The sequence below is a fragment of the Nocardia araoensis NBRC 100135 genome (genome assembly GCF_000308435.1).
Lineage (GTDB): Bacteria > Actinomycetota > Actinomycetes > Mycobacteriales > Mycobacteriaceae > Nocardia > Nocardia araoensis.
The window spans coordinates 1-16,621 of record NZ_BAFR01000056.1; the positions used below are offsets into that span (position 1 = coordinate 1).

16 protein-coding genes are annotated in these 16,621 nt (G+C 66.9%); 12 read left to right on the forward strand and 4 right to left on the reverse strand.

The window, feature by feature from the left end; genetic code table 11:
- Positions 1-84: 84 nt before the first annotated feature.
- A complete protein-coding gene (locus tag ON21_RS07675; protein WP_083880459.1) occupies positions 85-1,335 on the reverse strand; it encodes an MFS transporter in 1,251 nt (416 codons plus the stop codon).
- A 99-nt stretch (positions 1,336-1,434) separates the two neighbouring features.
- Between ON21_RS07675 and ON21_RS07680 the strand changes: the two genes are divergently transcribed.
- From ON21_RS07680 to ON21_RS07715, 8 genes are all read left to right on the forward strand, one after another.
- On the forward strand, positions 1,435-2,337 hold the full coding sequence (locus tag ON21_RS07680; RefSeq protein WP_039796781.1) for a LysR family transcriptional regulator: 903 nt from the start codon (positions 1,435-1,437) through the stop codon (positions 2,335-2,337).
- A gap of 154 nt (positions 2,338-2,491) precedes the next feature.
- Complete coding sequence (locus ON21_RS07685) at positions 2,492-3,553, forward strand: PhoH family protein (protein ID WP_039796813.1); 1,062 nt, start codon at positions 2,492-2,494, stop codon at positions 3,551-3,553.
- A 62-nt stretch (positions 3,554-3,615) separates the two neighbouring features.
- Entirely contained in the window at positions 3,616-4,170 is a 555-nt protein-coding gene (gene ybeY, locus ON21_RS07690; RefSeq protein WP_039796783.1) for an rRNA maturation RNase YbeY, read from the forward strand.
- Positions 4,167-5,531: a hemolysin family protein gene (locus tag ON21_RS07695; RefSeq protein ID WP_039796785.1), complete on the forward strand. Its 1,365-nt coding sequence runs from the start codon at positions 4,167-4,169 to the stop codon at positions 5,529-5,531. Before ybeY ends, ON21_RS07695 begins: the two co-directional genes overlap by 4 nt.
- Positions 5,528-5,914: a cytidine deaminase-like protein gene (locus tag ON21_RS07700; protein ID WP_039796787.1), complete on the forward strand. Its 387-nt coding sequence runs from the start codon at positions 5,528-5,530 to the stop codon at positions 5,912-5,914. Before ON21_RS07695 ends, ON21_RS07700 begins: the two co-directional genes overlap by 4 nt.
- Positions 5,907-6,824: a GTPase Era gene (gene era, locus ON21_RS07705; protein WP_039796788.1), complete on the forward strand. Its 918-nt coding sequence runs from the start codon at positions 5,907-5,909 to the stop codon at positions 6,822-6,824. Before ON21_RS07700 ends, era begins: the two co-directional genes overlap by 8 nt.
- 149 nt (positions 6,825-6,973) lie before the next feature.
- The gene (locus tag ON21_RS39585; protein WP_245562501.1) at positions 6,974-8,536 is read left to right on the forward strand and encodes a serine hydrolase domain-containing protein; all 1,563 of its coding nucleotides are present in this window, start codon (positions 6,974-6,976) and stop codon (positions 8,534-8,536) included.
- Between the two features lie 156 nt (positions 8,537-8,692).
- Complete coding sequence (locus ON21_RS07715) at positions 8,693-9,250, forward strand: GNAT family N-acetyltransferase (protein WP_051020447.1); 558 nt, start codon at positions 8,693-8,695, stop codon at positions 9,248-9,250.
- On the opposite strand, the gene ON21_RS07720 is transcribed toward ON21_RS07715, so the two are convergent.
- The gene (locus ON21_RS07720) at positions 9,223-10,566 is read right to left on the reverse strand and encodes a helix-turn-helix domain-containing protein (RefSeq protein ID WP_039796789.1); all 1,344 of its coding nucleotides are present in this window, start codon (positions 10,564-10,566) and stop codon (positions 9,223-9,225) included. The genes ON21_RS07715 and ON21_RS07720 overlap by 28 nt on opposite strands.
- Before the next feature lie 227 nt (positions 10,567-10,793).
- Here ON21_RS07720 and ON21_RS07725 point away from each other — a divergent pair, with 227 nt between their 5' ends.
- From ON21_RS07725 to ON21_RS07740, 4 genes are read left to right on the forward strand one after another with little or no spacing between them, the layout of a single operon-like run.
- On the forward strand, positions 10,794-11,273 hold the full coding sequence (locus ON21_RS07725; protein ID WP_051020448.1) for a hypothetical protein: 480 nt from the start codon (positions 10,794-10,796) through the stop codon (positions 11,271-11,273).
- A 3-nt stretch (positions 11,274-11,276) separates the two neighbouring features.
- On the forward strand, positions 11,277-12,239 hold the full coding sequence (gene tmk, locus ON21_RS35655) for a dTMP kinase (protein ID WP_051020449.1): 963 nt from the start codon (positions 11,277-11,279) through the stop codon (positions 12,237-12,239).
- A gap of 54 nt (positions 12,240-12,293) precedes the next feature.
- Positions 12,294-13,091, forward strand: coding sequence for a DNA glycosylase family protein (locus tag ON21_RS39920; RefSeq protein ID WP_245562502.1), 798 nt, complete (start codon positions 12,294-12,296; stop codon positions 13,089-13,091).
- Entirely contained in the window at positions 13,060-14,532 is a 1,473-nt protein-coding gene (locus ON21_RS07740; RefSeq protein ID WP_039796790.1) for a B12-binding domain-containing radical SAM protein, read from the forward strand. The genes ON21_RS39920 and ON21_RS07740 overlap by 32 nt, the downstream gene beginning before the upstream one ends.
- Here the strand turns inward: ON21_RS07740 and ON21_RS07745 are convergent.
- Together ON21_RS07745 and ON21_RS07750 are read right to left on the reverse strand one after the other, a co-directional pair.
- On the reverse strand, positions 14,529-14,993 hold the full coding sequence (locus tag ON21_RS07745; protein ID WP_039796820.1) for an NUDIX hydrolase: 465 nt from the start codon (positions 14,991-14,993) through the stop codon (positions 14,529-14,531). The two genes, ON21_RS07740 and ON21_RS07745, sit on opposite strands and share 4 nt — an antisense overlap.
- A gap of 168 nt (positions 14,994-15,161) precedes the next feature.
- On the reverse strand, positions 15,162-16,589 hold the full coding sequence (locus tag ON21_RS07750; protein ID WP_039796791.1) for an amidase: 1,428 nt from the start codon (positions 16,587-16,589) through the stop codon (positions 15,162-15,164).
- Positions 16,590-16,621 lie beyond the last annotated feature (32 nt).

Below are 16,621 nucleotides of genomic sequence, written 5' to 3' on the forward strand. Positions count from 1 at the left end.
GGTGAAGGTCTCGCGTCGACGGCGCCCGCCTCCAGCGCGGCGGCCACGGCGCGGCCGGGAATGTGCGTCCGATCGAAGGACGTATCAGACCTCGACAGGCGCCGCTTTCCGGAAGTCACCGGCGGCGGTGCGCACCGAGACCGCGCGATACGCCCGGTGCGATACCCCCAGCAGTAGTGCCGCGATGACCATCAGCAGTCCGATGCCGCCGACCAGTCCGAGCCACCCGGAGCGGGCGTAGGCGATGCCCGCCGTTCCGCCGACGAGCGCGCTGCCGAGATAGTAGGCGAACAGATACAGCGACGACGCCGCGCCCCGATTGCCTTCGGCCATCGCCCCCACCCACGCGCTCGCCGCGGTGTGCGCCCCGAAGAAACCCGCGGTGAAGAGCAATACGCCGAGTATCACGGTGCCGATGTGGTCGGGAATCGTCACCACGAGACCGATCGCCATGACGATCAGCGACATCGCGAGCACCCAGGACCGGCCCACCCGATCGGTCAACCGGCCGGACGCCGCCGAGGCCGCGGTTCCGGCCAGATAGAGCACGAACACCAGCCCCGCCACCGCCTCCGGCAGCCCGAACGGCGCGCTGGTCAGCCGGTAGCCGAGGTAGTTGTACATCGAGACGAACCCGCCCATCAGCACGAACGCCAGCCCGAACAGCGCGAGCAGGCCGCGGTGGCGCAACTGGCTGCCGAGGTCGCCCAGCACCGTCCGGATTCCGGCGGGCCGCGCGACGAAGCCCCGCGAGTGCGGCAGCCACCGGACGAACCACACCGTGCAGGCCGCCGCGGCGATCGAGGCCGCCGCCTGCGCCCACCGCCAGGACGCCAGATCCAGGGCGAACGCCGGGATCAACCGCCCGGCCAGCCCGCCGATCGTGGTGCCCGCCACGTAGATGCCCATCGCGGCGCCCAGCCCGTCCCCGCCGATCTCCTCCGCCAGATAGGCCATGGCCACCGCGGGCACACCGGCCAGTGCGATGCCCTGCACCGCGCGTCCGGCCAGCAGCAGATCCAACGAGGGGCTCAGCGGCAGCAGCAGTCCGATCACCGCCGCGGCGACGGCGGAACCGATCATCACCTTGGTCCGGCCGATCCGCGAGGAGAGCGCGCTCACCGGGATGATCGCCAGCGCGAGGAACCCCGTCGTGAGCGACACCGCCAGTGCCGCCCGCGCGGGCGTCGCGCCGAACGCGGCCGAGAGGCTCGGCAGCAGCGCTTGGGCGCTGTACATGGAGGCGAAGGTGGTCAGACCGGCCGCGAACAGCGCGACGGTGATCCTGCGTTCGTGGGCGACGTCTCTTACCGCTTCGGTCCGTGTCGTGGTCATGGCTCCTCCTTTCGTCCAGCATCGTCAGGCCGTTTTCCGGAAGGAAATGAATAATGGAAACTGTGTTCATTCCGCAGGCGCATATAGAGAGGTAGAGCGGTGCTGGGCGAGGATCTGGAGTGGTTCACGACACTCGCCGAACTGGAGCGGGTCGGCGCCGCAGCGGAGCGACTACACCTCGCGCAACCGACGTTGTCGCGCATGCTGGCCCGTCTGGAGCGCAGGGTGGGCGTCGAACTGTTCGATCGGCACGGAAAGCGGATCGTCCTCAACGAGTGCGGCCGCATCTACTACGAGCACGCCCGCCGCGCGCGATCCGAGCTGGACGCGGCCGAACAGGCCCTCGCCGATCGGGTCAACCCGGCCGGGGGCGTGGTGCGGCTGTCGTTCCAGCACTCTTTCGGCGGCTCGCTGGTGCCGCAGTTGATCAGCGGCTTCCGGCGCGTCTCCGGCCGGATCACGATCACGCTGTGGCAGGGCGCGGCGGCGGCGGTGACCGAGCGGGTGCTCGCGGGGGAAGCTGATCTGGGCATCGTCTCGCCCCGTCCCGCCGTCGCGGGCGTCGGCTGGCACGCCGTGCTGCGCCAGCCGCTGGTCCTCGCGATGCCGCCGGAACACCGACTGGCCGGGCGGCGGCAGGTTCGCCTCGCGGAGGTGGCCGACGCGGAGTTCGTCACCATGCACCACGGATTCGGAATGCGGCGCATCTTCGACGAATTGTGCGCCGCCGCGGACATCCGGCCGCGGATCGCGTTCGAATCGAGTGATCTCGTCACCGTGGCCGGGCTGGTCTCGGCGGGGTTGGGGGTGGCGATCCTGCCCCGCGAGGATCCGGTGTCCACGGGACCGCTGTCCGGCCCGGTGACGGTGCCGCTGGCGGACGCGGGCGCCGCTCGCGCGGTCGGGCTGGTCTGGTCCGCCGCGACCACGCCATCGGACGCGGTGCGACGTTTTCGTGATTTCACCGAGGATTGGGCGCGGCGACGTGGGGGAATTCCGTGAAGGGTCGGTTTTGCTCGCGGCTTATTCACTGGGCGGTGTCGGTGGGGCGGGTTAAACTTTCTCCATACAGCACCAGTCGAGACCGGAAAGCAGGCTATAGCCACTTTTGAGAACACAAGGCGAGATCGGCGACCCGGCCACCCCAGCGGCGGGCATCGGCGCCGGCGACAACGGTTCGGGTCCCGCAGCGCGCACCGTGCGCTCGAGCATCGAACTCGCTCCCGAATCCGTGTTCCCCTTCCTCGGTTCGGCCGACCAGAATCTTCGCGAACTGGAAACGCTGCTCGACGCGGACATTCACGTCCGCGGCAATTCCGTCACCCTCACCGGCAAGGCGGCCGATGTCGCGCTCGCCGAGCGGGTCATCGAGCAGTTGGTCGCGCTGACCGGCCGCAACCGCGTGGTGACGCCCGAGGCGGTGCGGCACACCGTCTCGATGCTCACCGAGGGCTCCAGCGAGTCTCCCGCCGAGGTGCTCAGCCTGGACATCCTGTCCCGGCGGGGCAAGACCATCCGGCCCAAGACGCTGAACCAGAAGCGCTACGTCGACGCGATCGACGCCAACACCATCGTGTTCGGCATCGGCCCCGCGGGTACCGGCAAGACCTATCTGGCGATGGCCAAGGCGGTCCAGGCGCTGCAGACCAAGCAGGTCAACCGGATCATCCTCACCCGCCCGGCCGTCGAGGCGGGGGAGCGGCTCGGCTTCCTGCCCGGCACGCTGAACGAGAAGATCGATCCGTACCTGCGCCCGCTCTACGACGCACTGCACGACATGATGGACCCGGAGGCCATTCCCAAGCTGATGGCGGCCGGCGTCATCGAGGTCGCGCCGCTGGCGTACATGCGCGGTAGGACCCTGAACGACTCGTTCATCATCCTCGACGAGGCGCAGAACACCACCGCCGAGCAGATGAAGATGTTCCTCACCCGCCTCGGCTTCGGCTCCAAGATCGTGGTGACCGGTGACGTGACGCAGGTCGATCTGCCGACCGGCGCGCGTTCCGGTCTGCGTGCCGCCAGCGAGATCCTCACCGAGATCGAAGACATCCACTTCGCGGAGCTGACCAGCAGTGACGTGGTCCGCCACCGCCTGGTCTCGGACATCGTCGACGCCTACGACCGCTTCGAGGCCCAGTCGCGTCCGCAGGTCGCCCCACATTACGGCGGCAACCGCGCGCAGCGCCGCGCGGCGAGCCGGTCCGACCGGCGATAACTCGTCCCGCCCGGCGGGGCTCCGCTCCGCCGACACGATCGGCGGGATCGTAGGCTGTTCGGGTGAGCATCGAGATCGCCAACGAGTCGGGTATCGACGTACCCGAAGAAGAGCTGGTCAGCGTCGCACGGTTCGTGATCGCCCGAATGGACGTGCACCCCGCCGCGGAGCTGTCCATGGTGCTCGTGGATCTCGACACCATGGCCGACCTGCACATGCGCTGGATGGACCTGCCCGGCCCCACCGACGTCATGTCCTTCCCGATGGACGAACTCGAACCGGGCGGGCGGCCCGACAGCCCCGAACCCGGCCCGTCCATGCTCGGCGACATCGTGCTGTGCCCGGAGTTCGCCGCCGGACAGGCGCGCAAGGCGGGGCACTCCCTCGATCACGAACTCGCCCTGCTCACCGTGCACGGTGTTCTGCACCTGCTCGGCTACGATCACGCCGAGCCGGAGGAGGAGAAGGAGATGTTCGCGCTGCAGGCCCGGCTGCTCGAGGAGTGGTACGAGAGCCTGCGGGAGGCGCAGCGGCGCGCCGAACTGGCCGAACGCGACGCGCGGTTGCTGGGTAAGGCGGGCTTCACCACACCGGGTGAGTCCCTGGGTCCCGCGTGAATTCCCTGACCCTCGTCCTGCTCGCGGTCCTGCTCATCTTCGTGGGTGGGGTCTTCGCCGGGGTCGATTCCGCCCTGAACACGATCTCGCCCGCCCGGGTCGAGGACCTGGTGCGGGCCGACCGGTCCGGCGCCGTGCGGCTGAGCAGGGTCGTCGACGACCGGGCCCGCTACGTGAATCTCATGGTGCTGCTGCGCATCCTGTGCGAGATCGGCGCGACGGTGCTGCTGGCGGCGGGACTGATGACGCTCTGGGGCAGGAACTGGGCGCTGCTGATCACCGCGCTGGTGATGGTGCTGGTGTCCTACGTGGTGATCGGTGTCGGCCCGCGCACACTGGGCAGGCAGCACGCGTACTCCATCGCGCTGGCCGCGGCCTTGCCCCTGCAGTTCATCGGCGCGCTGCTCGGTCCGATCAGCAGGCTGCTGATTCTCATCGGTAACGCGATCACCCCCGGTAAGGGTTTCCGCAACGGGCCCTTCGCTTCCGAGATCGAGTTGCGCGAGGTGGTCGAGATGGCCGGTGAGCGCGGGGTGGTCGCCGACGACGAACGACGCATGATCCAGTCGGTCTTCGAACTCGGCGACACGGCGGCGCGCGCGGTTATGGTGCCGCGCACGGAGATGGTCTGGATCGAAGCGGACAAGACCGCCGCACAGGCGATGTCGCTGGCGGTGCGTTCCGGACATTCCCGAATCCCGGTGATCGGCGAGAACGTCGACGACATTCGCGGCGTGGTGTATTTGAAAGACCTCGTGCCGTTCGCCGAGCGCAGCCGCAAGGTGCGGGTGCGCGAGGTGATGCGCCCCGCGGTCTTCATGCCGGACTCCAAACCGCTCGACAGCCTGCTCGACGAGATGCAGCGCAGGCGCAACCACATGGCGTTGCTGGTGGACGAGTACGGCGGCATCGCGGGTCTGGTGACCATCGAGGACGTGCTGGAGGAGATCGTCGGAGAGATCGCCGACGAGTACGACGTCGACGAGACTCCGCCCGTCGAAGATCTCGGCGACGGCCGCTATCGCGTGTCGGCCCGGCTGTCGGTGGAGGATCTCGGCGAGCTGTTCGGGTTGGAGATCGAGGAGGAGGACGTCGACACCGTCGGCGGCCTGCTCGCGCACGAACTGGGCCGGGTGCCGCTGCCCGGTTCGAAGATCGAGGCGCACGGGTTGGTGTTGCGCGGCGAGGGCGGCCCGGATGCGCGGGGCCGGATGCGGGTGAACACCGTGGTGGTACGCAAAGCGCGCGAGAAGGTCCCCGCGGGCAAGACCAACGGGGACAATCCCAATGGCAAGCGCAAGGCGAACGGATCGGAGCGGGAGATCGCGGCCGATCGCGACGAGGACGGAGACAGCGAATGACCGAACTGGACGCCGAGGACGACAAGCTGGTCGTGCTGGCCCGTGGCGCACTCGGCCGCACCGGCGGGGCGAGTGGAGCCGCCATCCGCGACACCGACGGCCGCACCTACGCCGCGGGCGAGGTCACGCTGACCGCGCTGCGGTTGACGGCCCTGCAAGCCGCCGTGGCCGCGGCATTGTCCAGCGGCGCGGAGGGATTCGAGGCGGCCGTCGTGGTCGGCGGCCGGTTGTCCGACTTCGGTGTGACCGCGGTGCGGGAGGTTTCGGCGGAGGCGCGGATCATCTTCACCGATCGCGACGGCGCGGTGTTCGAGATCGTCGACGACTCCGCGGACGCGGCCGACGCGGTGAGTGCCGAATCCGGCGAGGTCCACGGTGGCTGACGCGCGGCAGAAGGACGAATTCCGTTCCGGCTTCGTCTGTTTCGTCGGTCGTCCGAACACCGGCAAATCGACCTTGACCAACGCGCTGGTCGGCGCGAAGATCGCGATCACCTCCTCGCGCCCGCAGACCACCAGGCACACGATTCGCGGCATCGTGCACCGCGAGCACGCCCAGTTGATCCTGGTCGACACTCCCGGCTTGCACCGCCCGCGCACCCTGCTCGGCCAGCGCCTCAACGACCTTGTGCGCGATACGTATTCGGAAGTCGACGTGATCGCGCTGTGCATCCCGGCCGACGAGAAGATCGGGCCGGGCGACCGTTGGATCGTGCAGCAGGTCAGGCAGATGGCGCCGAAGACGACGCTGCTCGGCGTGGTCACCAAGATCGACAAGGTGAGCCGGGAACAGATCGCCGAACAATTGCTCGCCGTCTCCCAACTGCTCGGCCCCGAGGCCGACGTGGTGCCGGTGTCGGCGGTCGAGGGCGAGCAGGTCGAGGTGCTCGTCGACGTGATCGCGTCGAAGATGCCGGAGGGCCCGGCCTTCTACCCCGACGGCGAGCTCACCGACGAGCCCGAGGAAACGCTGATGGCCGAGCTCATCCGCGAGGCCGCCCTCGAGGGCGTGCGCGACGAGTTGCCGCACTCGCTGGCCGTCGTCATCGAGGAAGTCCTCCCGTACGAGGACCGCGAGGACATGCTCGACGTGCACGCCCTGCTCTACGTCGAGCGGCCCAGCCAGAAGGCGATCGTCATCGGCAAGGGCGGTTCCCGGCTGAAAGAGGTCGGCACCAACGCCCGCAAGCAGATCGAGCACATCCTCGGCACCCGGATCTACCTGAACCTGCACGTGAAGGTGGCCAAGGACTGGCAGCGCGACCCGAAACAGCTGGGCAAGCTCGGTTTCTGACCGGTTCGGTCGTCGGCGGCCTGCTCGATCGATCTCCGCGTTCGAGTTCGCTGCCGACGGTCGTTCACCTCGCCGGCTGCGATCAGGTGTCAGCGGTCGTGTCAGATCGGCGTCAGCTCGGTATCAGCGGGGCCGGCGACAGTAGCCATGTGAACAGCACAGCAATCGAAACCTCCACCACCATCACCCTCTCCGACCAGGACAAGCGGACCCTGCGGACCGCCGCGTACGGCGCCCTGTCGTTGCTGGCCGCCACCGGCACGCCGCACACGGCCGCCACGAGCGGCTCCATCGCCCTGACGTCGGCGACCGGCCTGGTCGGGCACGTGCTCGCCGCGAAGTCCAAGGACATCGAGTTGCCGGGCAAGACCGTCGCCGAACTCGCCGACCAGGTACTGCCCGCCCTGACCGCGGCCATGAAACTGCTCGCGCGGCAGGATCCGGCGGAGGCCGAGAACTTCCGCAGCACCGTCCTCATCGCTGTAGAAGCGGCCGCCCGGTCCCGCCGAGGTGAACCGACCACGGCCGCGATGGCCCGCAAGATCACCGCGGCCCTCGACGCCGCCGCGGACAGCGGGGCGGTGCCGGTGGCTGTTGCCGGGCCGGATCGCCCGGAACTCCAGAAGGCACTCGAAGACATCGTCGCTTCCGGTTTCATCGGAATCACGCTGCGCGTGCACGATCAGCGAGGTGAGTGGGTCGGCAGCGCCGGGGTGAGCAAGTTGGGCGAGACCGCGAAGCCGCCGGCCGACGGGCACGTCCGGATCGGGAGCAACACCAAGACCTTCATCGCGACCCTGGTCCTGCGACTGGTGGCCGAGGGCAAGCTCGGACTGGACGACCCGGCGGCCGACCACCTGCCCGAGTTCGGACTCGACCCGCGGATCACGGTGCGGATGCTGTTGCAGCACACCAGCGGCGTGTTCAACTTCACCGGCGAGTACTACGAAGACGGGACCGTCGTGCCGGGAATCCCCGCCACCACCGCGGGCAAGGAGTGGGTGGACAACCGGTTCGAGACCTACCAACCGGAGGAGTTGGTGCGGCTGGCGTTGTCCAAGCCCGCGCGGTTCGAGCCGGGTACGGACTGGAGCTACTCCAACACCAACTACGTTCTCGCCAGGCTGCTGATCGAGAAGGTCACCGGCCGCCCGGTCGCCCAGGAGATGCAGCGGTCGATCCTGGGGCCGCTCGGGCTGTCGGGCACCGTGGCGCCGACCACCCAGACCGAGCTCCCCGAGCCGCACGCCCACGCCTACTACCGGTACCAGGAGGCCGGACACGAGAAGATCGTCGATGTCACCAGCCACAACCCCTCCTGGATCTCCAGCGGCGGTGACATGATCTCGACCACCCAGGACCTGCACACGTTCATCTCCGCGCTGGTGACCGGCAAGCTGCTGCCTGCCCCGCTGCTGGCCGAGATGCGCACGCCGCACCCGACGCCCATCCCGAACATGGGCTACGGCCTGGGGGTGTTCGTACAGGACACCGGCCTGGGCGGCACCCTCGTCACCCACAACGGCGGCGCGGCGGGCCACGCGGCGCTGATGTACAGCACGCCCGACGGCGAGAAGACCATGACCGCCACGCTGAACTACGCGGACGACGCCGCGCTGTCCCTGGCCGTAGCGTTCCAGAAGGCGACGCAGAGGCTCGTCGACGAGGTGTTCTGCGGCGGGCAGGCCGACCCGGCCCAGCCGACAGGCTGAATACTTGTCAGTTGCACAAGTTGAGCGTCGCTCCGGTGTGCATCGGGTGAGACCGAATCGGGCTATCTCGAACTCAGTGAGTTGGAGATAGCCCGATTCGCATGCTCGACCGAAGTTTTCGACTCATGTTGGCATCCCGAATCTATGGTCGGGTAGATGAATGACGCTAATGCGGTCCGGCTCGGAAGCGCCGATGACGCACGGCAGCATTTCGATGCGATCTGCGAGCTGTACGACGAAGCATTCTCGGCGGCACCGTATGTTTGGCCGGACACCGAGTCGCAGTGCCATCGACAGATGCTCAGCGACATGATCACCAGGCAGGGCTTCGGCGTGGCTCTCGCGACATCCCGTGACGCCCTGGTCGGATTCGTGTACGGAACCACTCTGACCACCGACACCGGGTGGTGGGAAGGGTTCCAGCAGCAGGTACCGCCGGAAATCACACAGGAATGGCCTGGTAGGACCTTCGCTGTGATCGATCTGGCGGTTCAGGCGTCGGCACGTCGACACGGCCTCGGCCGCCGATTGCTGGACACCCTGCTGGATAGCCGACCCGAGCAACGGGCGACGCTGGCGGTCCAGCCGCAGGCGGAAGACGCACATGCGTTCTATCGGGCGATCGGTGGCTGGCACCTGGTAGGGCGGCAAGACACACCAGCATTCGTGTCCCCTGAGTTCGACATCTACGTCCGGGAGTTGAGGAGTCCATAGTCCGCCAGCACTTGGTCCAGCTCGCGCACGCACAGCGCGTCCGACCATGGGGCAAGGTCTGATCGCGTATCGGAGATCATGCCGAGGAGACGGTCGGAACGGCACGACACCGCCAGCCCCGCTGCCTCACCGACCACCCGTGCCGCTTCGTCGATCTCACGCGCCGCGATGTGGGCGTGTGCCAGATCGACGTAGGCCACCGCCCGATTGCGCGTGAAGTTGTCGCCGATGAGAGCGAGCGACGATTCGGCTGCTTGCTGTGCCTCGGCCGCACGACCGAGCCGATACATACAGTCGCTTCGAAACGACAGCGACAGCCCTGGCCCATGGAAGTACGCGATGGAATTGTCAGCTGGCGGCGTATTGGTCAAGGTGGCGTCGGCGGCATCGAGCGCTGCGACACATGCGTCCCGGCTGCCGGTACCGGCGTAGGCAAACGCCGCGATGACATCGGCATAAGAGCGAAGCAGGCCATCATCCGCCGATCGTGCCCAGTTCTTGGCAGCCACCGCGTGGTCGATTGCTGTGCGCGGGTAGCCACGCCAGATGGCGAGGTAGCTCATGTTGCACAGGACCAGAGTCACGAGCGCATCGTCGCCTGCCGCATGTGCCGATTCGCGGGCCTGCTCATAACATGAGTTCGCGGAATCGAATTGGCGCATATCGAACCGCATCCATCCCAGTATCTCCGCGAGTTGGCTGTGCACAGTGAGCAATCGGAGCCGCAAGTGGTCCGGTGCTTCCCGCAGCAGAGCGGAGGCGATGGCCAGCTGAGCGGAGACCATCGGAAGTACGGCGTAGGGACCGTAAAGGTCCTCCTGTGCCAATGCGATCTTCATCGCGGTTTCGATATGGCCGATGGTGGCGTCATCGACTCGGCCAGGCTGCACGAGCACTTCACCGACGCGTCGTTGTTCGTCTGGATTCAGGCCCGCCAAAATAGCAGCGACAGCGGGTAGTCCGCCGGAGACGCCGCCGAACAGGCGAAGCAATTCACGTCGGTTCATCTCGACCCACGTCCTCAGTTCGGCATCCGGAGACAAGTGTAGGCGGATCGACGGTGACGAGGTGGCGATCGCACGCGTCGGTGATGCACCTTCGTTGTAGAAGCGGTATGCCTGCTCGGGGCTGAGACCGTCCAGCACCGTGTCCATGGCATCCGACGACCGAGGACTCAGCGCGGCTTCCTTGCCCTGCTGTTCCCACTTTCCGACCGTGCGCACCGCACGCCCGCAGACCGCCGCGAACTCCTCCTGCGTCAGTCGCATCGCCGTGCGAAGCGCCAGAACATCGGCGCCGGTCCATTTGTCGATCAATCGCTTGCCCCCTCGCATCGACGTGTCGAATACCGGAAGAGTAGGACCGAAATGCCTGCCGCGTACCTGTATTACGTCGCTTCGACACCGGATCCTGGTCTTGCATCCGGCGCCGGGTAGATGCCGTTTCGCCCAGCGGCACACTGACCGGCTGTGAGCGGTCGATCGGTGGCGCATGCTCCTCGGCGCCGGGTGCTCATCAGATCACGAGCAGGGGAGACACAGGGATGAGGTTGGAGGACACTCAGGTGCTGCCGCCGGTGCGAGCGGACACGCCAGTGACGCGATGCCGCTTCTACCGTGAGACCTGCGGACTACCCGCCAGGGTCCAACCCGAGATCGGAAGCATCGTCGTGGCTGCGGGCAGCGTCGGCGCGATCACCATGCCGCATCAGCTCGGCGCTGCGGTGAAGCGCCGTATGCACGGGCTCGGCCTGCGACTCGGCCCGATCGTTTCACATCCGCGTTCGAAACGATGGACGTTCCTGATCGTCCCGGACGTGCCTGACGAGATCAGGCTGTTCGCCGAGTTGTTCCGGCTCAACGCCTCGGTGTCACGCTGCGGCGCACAAATCGCGTTGCCGTCACCAGGCGCCCGCCAGGCGGGATTCCGTGTCTGGGTCGCACCACCCCCCGACGCCTTCCGCCCCTCCGGCATGACCGTCATCGAATCGATCCGAGCATGCCAACCGCAGCGCAGGTGGTGACGCATGGAACCCCAACTGTCGCCAAGGCCCGAAGAGGACGATGTCCAGCTGTCGATCCAATTCCATGATCTGCGATTGGACTTCGCCGCCTGCGCATCCGCAGCGGAGCGCTTCGTGCAGGAATGGCGCGCCTACCACCACCAGGGTGCTGTGACCGTGATACCCGGAGACCCCGCCGGATTGCCCCGATTGCCAACTGAACGCCTTATCTGGAGGGGCCGAACCAGGATCGTCGAGCGGCAGGGCTCGGCGAGAGCCGCTCGTGTGATGATCGGAGAGGGAACAATGAGTCACCTGAGACGACCCGATAGTGCGAACACCACGTCCAGCACAGGCATGCTGGTTACGCTCGATGGGCCGGGAGGAGTCGGCAAGTCCAGTATCGCTCATACACTCGTCGACTATCTGCGCAGCCGAGCCGTTCGGGTGCATGCCACAGCCCAGCCTAGTCCCACCGCGCTCGGCGAGTTCATACGCGCTCATGCCGATACCTACCGGGGGATCGCCCTTGCCTGTTTGGTTGCCGGCGATCGGCATCATCAACTTCTCAGCGAGATCGTTCCTGCGCTCGAGGCAGACATGGTGGTGGTATGTGACCGGTATCTGCCGTCCTCGCTTGTGCTGCAAACACTTGATGGGGTCGACCCGGAAATGGTGTGGCAGCTCAACCGGGGGGTGCCTGAGCCGGATTTGGCGGTAGTGCTGCATGCTGACGTCCGCACTTTGGCGGCACGGCTCGCCGTGCGCGGTGCGCACGATCGGTTCGAACGGGACAGCGACAGCAGCAGTGCCCAATCCGAACGATTCCATGAAGTAGCTGCCGAACTAGCTGACATCGGCTGGCCGATTGCCGAGTTCGACTGTACACATCGACGTCAGTCCGACACTGCCCGCGCGATCGGTGACCTGATCATGGCTCACATTCAGGCGCCACCCTGGCACCGACCAGGGCGGTCCACTTCTTGAATAGCAAGGAAGCGACGATGATGACCGAACCCGAACCACTGAAGGGAGCAGTGCATGATCTTCGGCCGGATGATGCTCGACCACCCAGGCTGGGTGCAGGTCAGCCATGATGTGGCTTACCGCGCCGTGACCGACGGCCACCACACCGCGATCGTCACCGATGCCGGAGCGGCCGAAGCGTGGTTGCGATCGGATGAGTTCGATCCTGCTGCGCTAGCCGGTGCCGATGACATGTTGATGGGATTGAAAGCCGCCGGCGTGGTCACACGGCTGGCGAATCCGAGCTTGTGGGATGCCTTGGCTACGGCGATTGTGCGGCAGGTGATTCGGGCCGGGCAGGCCCGGAAGCTGTATCTGTTGTTCAGCCGGGCCCATGGGCAGCGGGTGAGTCACGGCGACACCACGGCATGGCTGTTCCCGGAACCGCAGAAGATCCTCGAACTGCCCGATCAGACGTTCTCCGATATTGGGGTCGCGTTCAAACGGCCCGCGCTTCAGGCCGCTGCTCGGGCTTACCTCGAACACGGCAAGGAGTGGACTGCAATGGCGGAGTCTGCCGGTGAGCGTCTTGCACTGATCGACGCCCTACAAGTGGTTCCGCGGATCGGACCATGGACCGCTGGCGCCGCGGTGGCCGACTTCACCAACGACTTCTCTGTGTACCCGTACGCGGATCTAGCTGTCCGCACCTGGGCGAAGCGGCTCTCGCCGGAGCGAATGTGGCATGACGACGAGCCCGGGTTCGCGGCACAATGGCAAAAGCTGGCGGGAAATCAGTTGTCCGCGTGGACCTTGCTCACTCTCGCATGGGGGACAAACAATGCCGACCTCACCAAAGTGGCCCTGCCGTGACCTGATCGCCGGAGCCGCCACGAATCACCCAGTCGATGCGCTGTTCGTCAACGCCCCACTGCGTGATTACAGTCTGCGTCCCAGAGTCAACGACTTCACGCTTCCCGTGCTGGGCATGGCCTATATCGCCACCTACGCCGCACAGCAGGGATTCAACGTCGGTGTCCTCGACGCCGAAGCCCATGGCTTGGGCATCGACCAGACGGTTGACCTCATCAATGCCACCAAGCCACGGTGGGCGGGGTTCAACCTGCTCGCCCCCACATACGAGATCAGCGCCCGCATCGCCGCCGGGCTCGACCAGGACATCAAGGTCATGCTCGGCGGGCATCACGCCAAAGCCATGCCGCGCCGAATACTGACCGATCCGCGCATGACGCGGTGCGCCGCACTGGTACTCGGCGAAGCCGAGAGCCGAGTCTCCGAGTTGCTCGATGATCACCGCAACCGATCTCGCTTACCAGGCGTAATGTGGCTGGACCCGATCATGCGAGTACCGGTCACCGGTGGAGTGCCGGGCGCAACGCATTATCTCGCACCCGACATCGATACCTTGCCGTTCGTCGACCGGACCTATCTGTGTCAGGACCCGCACTACGAGCATGCGCGGTGGGAAGCGAACATGGTCGGTGCTCGGGGCTGCCCATACAACTGCTCCTTTTGCGGAGCGGCGGTCAGCGCCAACCCGGATGTCACCATCCGAACTCGCGACCCGCGCAACATCATCGATGAAATGGTTGGGCTTCGTGAACAGCGCAGCGTCACCGCGTTCCGGTTCGTCGACGATCTGTTTCTCGGGGCACGCCGCGTAATCGACACCATGATGCGTGCCTTCGCGACCGAACAGGTCGGCGACTGGGCGCGCTGGGATGCCACCGGCCGGATCAACGTGTTGCATCGAGCTGACGATGCGACGCTGGATCTATTGGCGTCGAACGGTCTGCGTGAAGTCGCGCTCGGTATCGAGTCCGGCAGCGCCCGCATGCTCGAGTACATCGACAAACGCATTACACCTGAAATGGCGGTCGGTGTGGTGACCCGGCTGGCCGAACGCGGCATCGGCGTGAAGGGATATTTCATTCTCGGATTTCCCGGTGAGACCCGCCGAGAGATCGACGCCACCGAGCGGCTGATCCACCGGCTATGGGAAGCTACCGATCAGCTGCCCGGACGATTCCGCGCATCGGTGTTCGAGTTTCGCCCCTACCCCGGAACACCGGAATGGCATCGACTCATGGCGACAGGTCGCTACCAGGCGGAACAACTTCTGAACTATTCGCCGGTGGACTTGACCAGCGGGGGTGTCGACGAGTCGATGCTGGCCCGCGACGAGTTCAACTTCTCGGTCGATCTCCAGCTCGCGGAGGCGCCCACCAGCTACATCCGTGCCAAACTGGTCGACTTGGCGCACGCCCAACACGTGCGCGCTGCCGCCGGTTAGACGCCGATGTCGGCGACTGCGTGCGGTATATCCCAGCCGTGCTCGCTGAACGGCGCTCGCCCGTCGAGGAACGCGCGGATCCCGACGGCAGGGTATTCGATCAAGTCATCAGGCAGGTGATCGATCGGGAACCAGTGCACGGCCGCGCACTTCTCCGGTTCCCGATTCACCGGCTCGCCGACCCACCGCCGTGCTTGAAGGAACAGACCCAGCCGTGGTTCCGGGCCTGAACCGGCGGCGTGGACAGCGTGAACAAATCTGAGGTCGGCCGGGTCGATGAGCACACCGATTTCCTCTTGGGCTTCTCGGACGGCGGCAGTTGTGATCGGCTCGCCCGCGTCCAGTTTGCCCGATGGCAGGTGCCACCTGCCTGCGAACATATCTCCCCGACGCTGAGTCAGCAGTAGCTTGTCGTCGCGCACGAGCAGTATGTGAACGTCCACCAGGTGACGATCGGCCATCGGCATCTCCTCGCGTTGCACGGTCGGCCGAGACCATACGGCATCGGTGATCGGCACACCAGCGGACCCGCCAGGGCATCGACGCGGGCGATTACGCGAGTAGTTGGCGGCTCAGAAGCGGGGTGAACGCACCGAAATTACTGGTGGACAGCGTTGGTCGGTGTCGTCTCACCACCAAGGTGTGGGTCGGTGGCGCTGCCAGTTCAGTTCGGATTCGAGTTGGGCGGCCAAGGAGATCAGGAGGGGGTCGGAGTTCGCCGGGCCCATCAGTTGGGCGCCGATGGGAAGGCCGGAGTCGGTGAAGCCCGCGGGGACGTTGATGCTCGGCCAGCCGAGGACGTTCCATGGCCAGGTGTAGGGGCAGGCGGCGGTGATGAGGTTGTTGGTGGCGTTGACGCCGATGCCGTCGATTTCCTCGGCGCGCGGCGGTGGGGTGGCGGTGGTCGGGGAGAGGACGACGTCGTGGTCACGGAAGAAGTGACCGATTCGCTTGTGCAGCAGCGGCTCCAGTTGCCGTGCCGCATAAAGCGCCGGGCCGTCGAGCATGCGTCCGATCCGGGCGTTGGCGGTGGTGCGCGGATCGACTTCCAGGCCGGGCATGCGGGTGTACACGCGCCGGATCCCGGCGAGCGAACGCGGGAGGAAGGAAGCGCCGATCAGGATGCCGTAGTGCAGGTCGGCCACGGTCACGGTGTGTCCGAGGGCGCGCAGTGTGTCGGCGGTGCGGCGCACCGCTCGCTCGATCTCGGGATCCAGCGCGGTCCTGGTCGCGGTGAAGGGGATGCGCAGCGACAGGGCGATCCGCAGCCTCCCCGGGTCCCGGCCGACGGCGTCGGACGCGGTGATCGGCTCCGGGGTGTGCAGATCTCCCTGGTGCGGCCCGGCCGCGGCGTCCAGCAGCAGCGCCGCGTCCGCGACGGTGCGCGCCAACGGCCCGTTCACGGTGAGCCCATAGAACGCTTCGGCTTCCGGCCAGGTGGAGATGCGTCCGCGCTGCGGTTTGATGCCGACCAGGTTCGTCCATGCGGCCGGGATGCGGATCGAGCCCGCGCCGTCGGAACCGAGGGCGGCGGGAACCAATCCGGCCGCGACGGCCGCCGAAGCTCCGCCGGAGGACCCGCCCGGCGTCCTGGTGCGGTCCCACGGATTGCGCGTGTGTCCGAACCACGCGGCGCTGGTGAACGGCCACTGCCCGAGTTCGCAGGTATTGGTCTTGCCGACGATCACCGCGCCGGCGGCACGCAGGCGCCGGACCGATTCCGCGTCCTCGGTTTTCGGCGCGAAGTCGCCACCGCAGCCGAACGCGGTCGGCTCGCCGGCGATATCCGTGTCGTCCTTCACCGCGACGGGCACGCCCAGCAACGGCAGGCGTTCCCCCGCCGCCAGTCGCCGGTCGGCGTCGGCGGCCTCCGCGAGCGCCCGATCGCGGCGCACGATCCGGAAGGCGTTGAGCGTGCCCTGGGCGGCGTCGATCCGGTCGAGGACGCCGCCGACCGCCGTCGTCGAGGTGATCGCGCCACTCGCGATGGCGGCCGCCAGTTCGGCCAGTCCCAGTTCCGGCGCACCGGGCGCGGGAGCGGGATCGGACACCGTCATGTGAGCTCCGTCTCGTCGTGGTCCACCAGACG

Coding starts and splice junctions, on each gene's coding strand:
- ON21_RS07715 (WP_051020447.1), top strand. CDS start 8,693: ATGAATGACGCTAATGCGGTCCGGCTCGGAAGCGCCGATGACGCACGG.
- ON21_RS07750 (WP_039796791.1), bottom strand. CDS start 16,589: ATGACGGTGTCCGATCCCGCTCCCGCGCCCGGTGCGCCGGAACTGGGA.
- ON21_RS07675 (WP_083880459.1), bottom strand. CDS start 1,335: ATGACCACGACACGGACCGAAGCGGTAAGAGACGTCGCCCACGAACGC.
- ON21_RS07725 (WP_051020448.1), top strand. CDS start 10,794: ATGAGGTTGGAGGACACTCAGGTGCTGCCGCCGGTGCGAGCGGACACG.
- ON21_RS39920 (WP_245562502.1), top strand. CDS start 12,294: ATGATCTTCGGCCGGATGATGCTCGACCACCCAGGCTGGGTGCAGGTC.
- tmk (WP_051020449.1), top strand. CDS start 11,277: ATGGAACCCCAACTGTCGCCAAGGCCCGAAGAGGACGATGTCCAGCTG.
- ON21_RS07740 (WP_039796790.1), top strand. CDS start 13,060: ATGCCGACCTCACCAAAGTGGCCCTGCCGTGACCTGATCGCCGGAGCC.
- ON21_RS07700 (WP_039796787.1), top strand. CDS start 5,528: ATGACCGAACTGGACGCCGAGGACGACAAGCTGGTCGTGCTGGCCCGT.
- ON21_RS07745 (WP_039796820.1), bottom strand. CDS start 14,993: ATGGCCGATCGTCACCTGGTGGACGTTCACATACTGCTCGTGCGCGAC.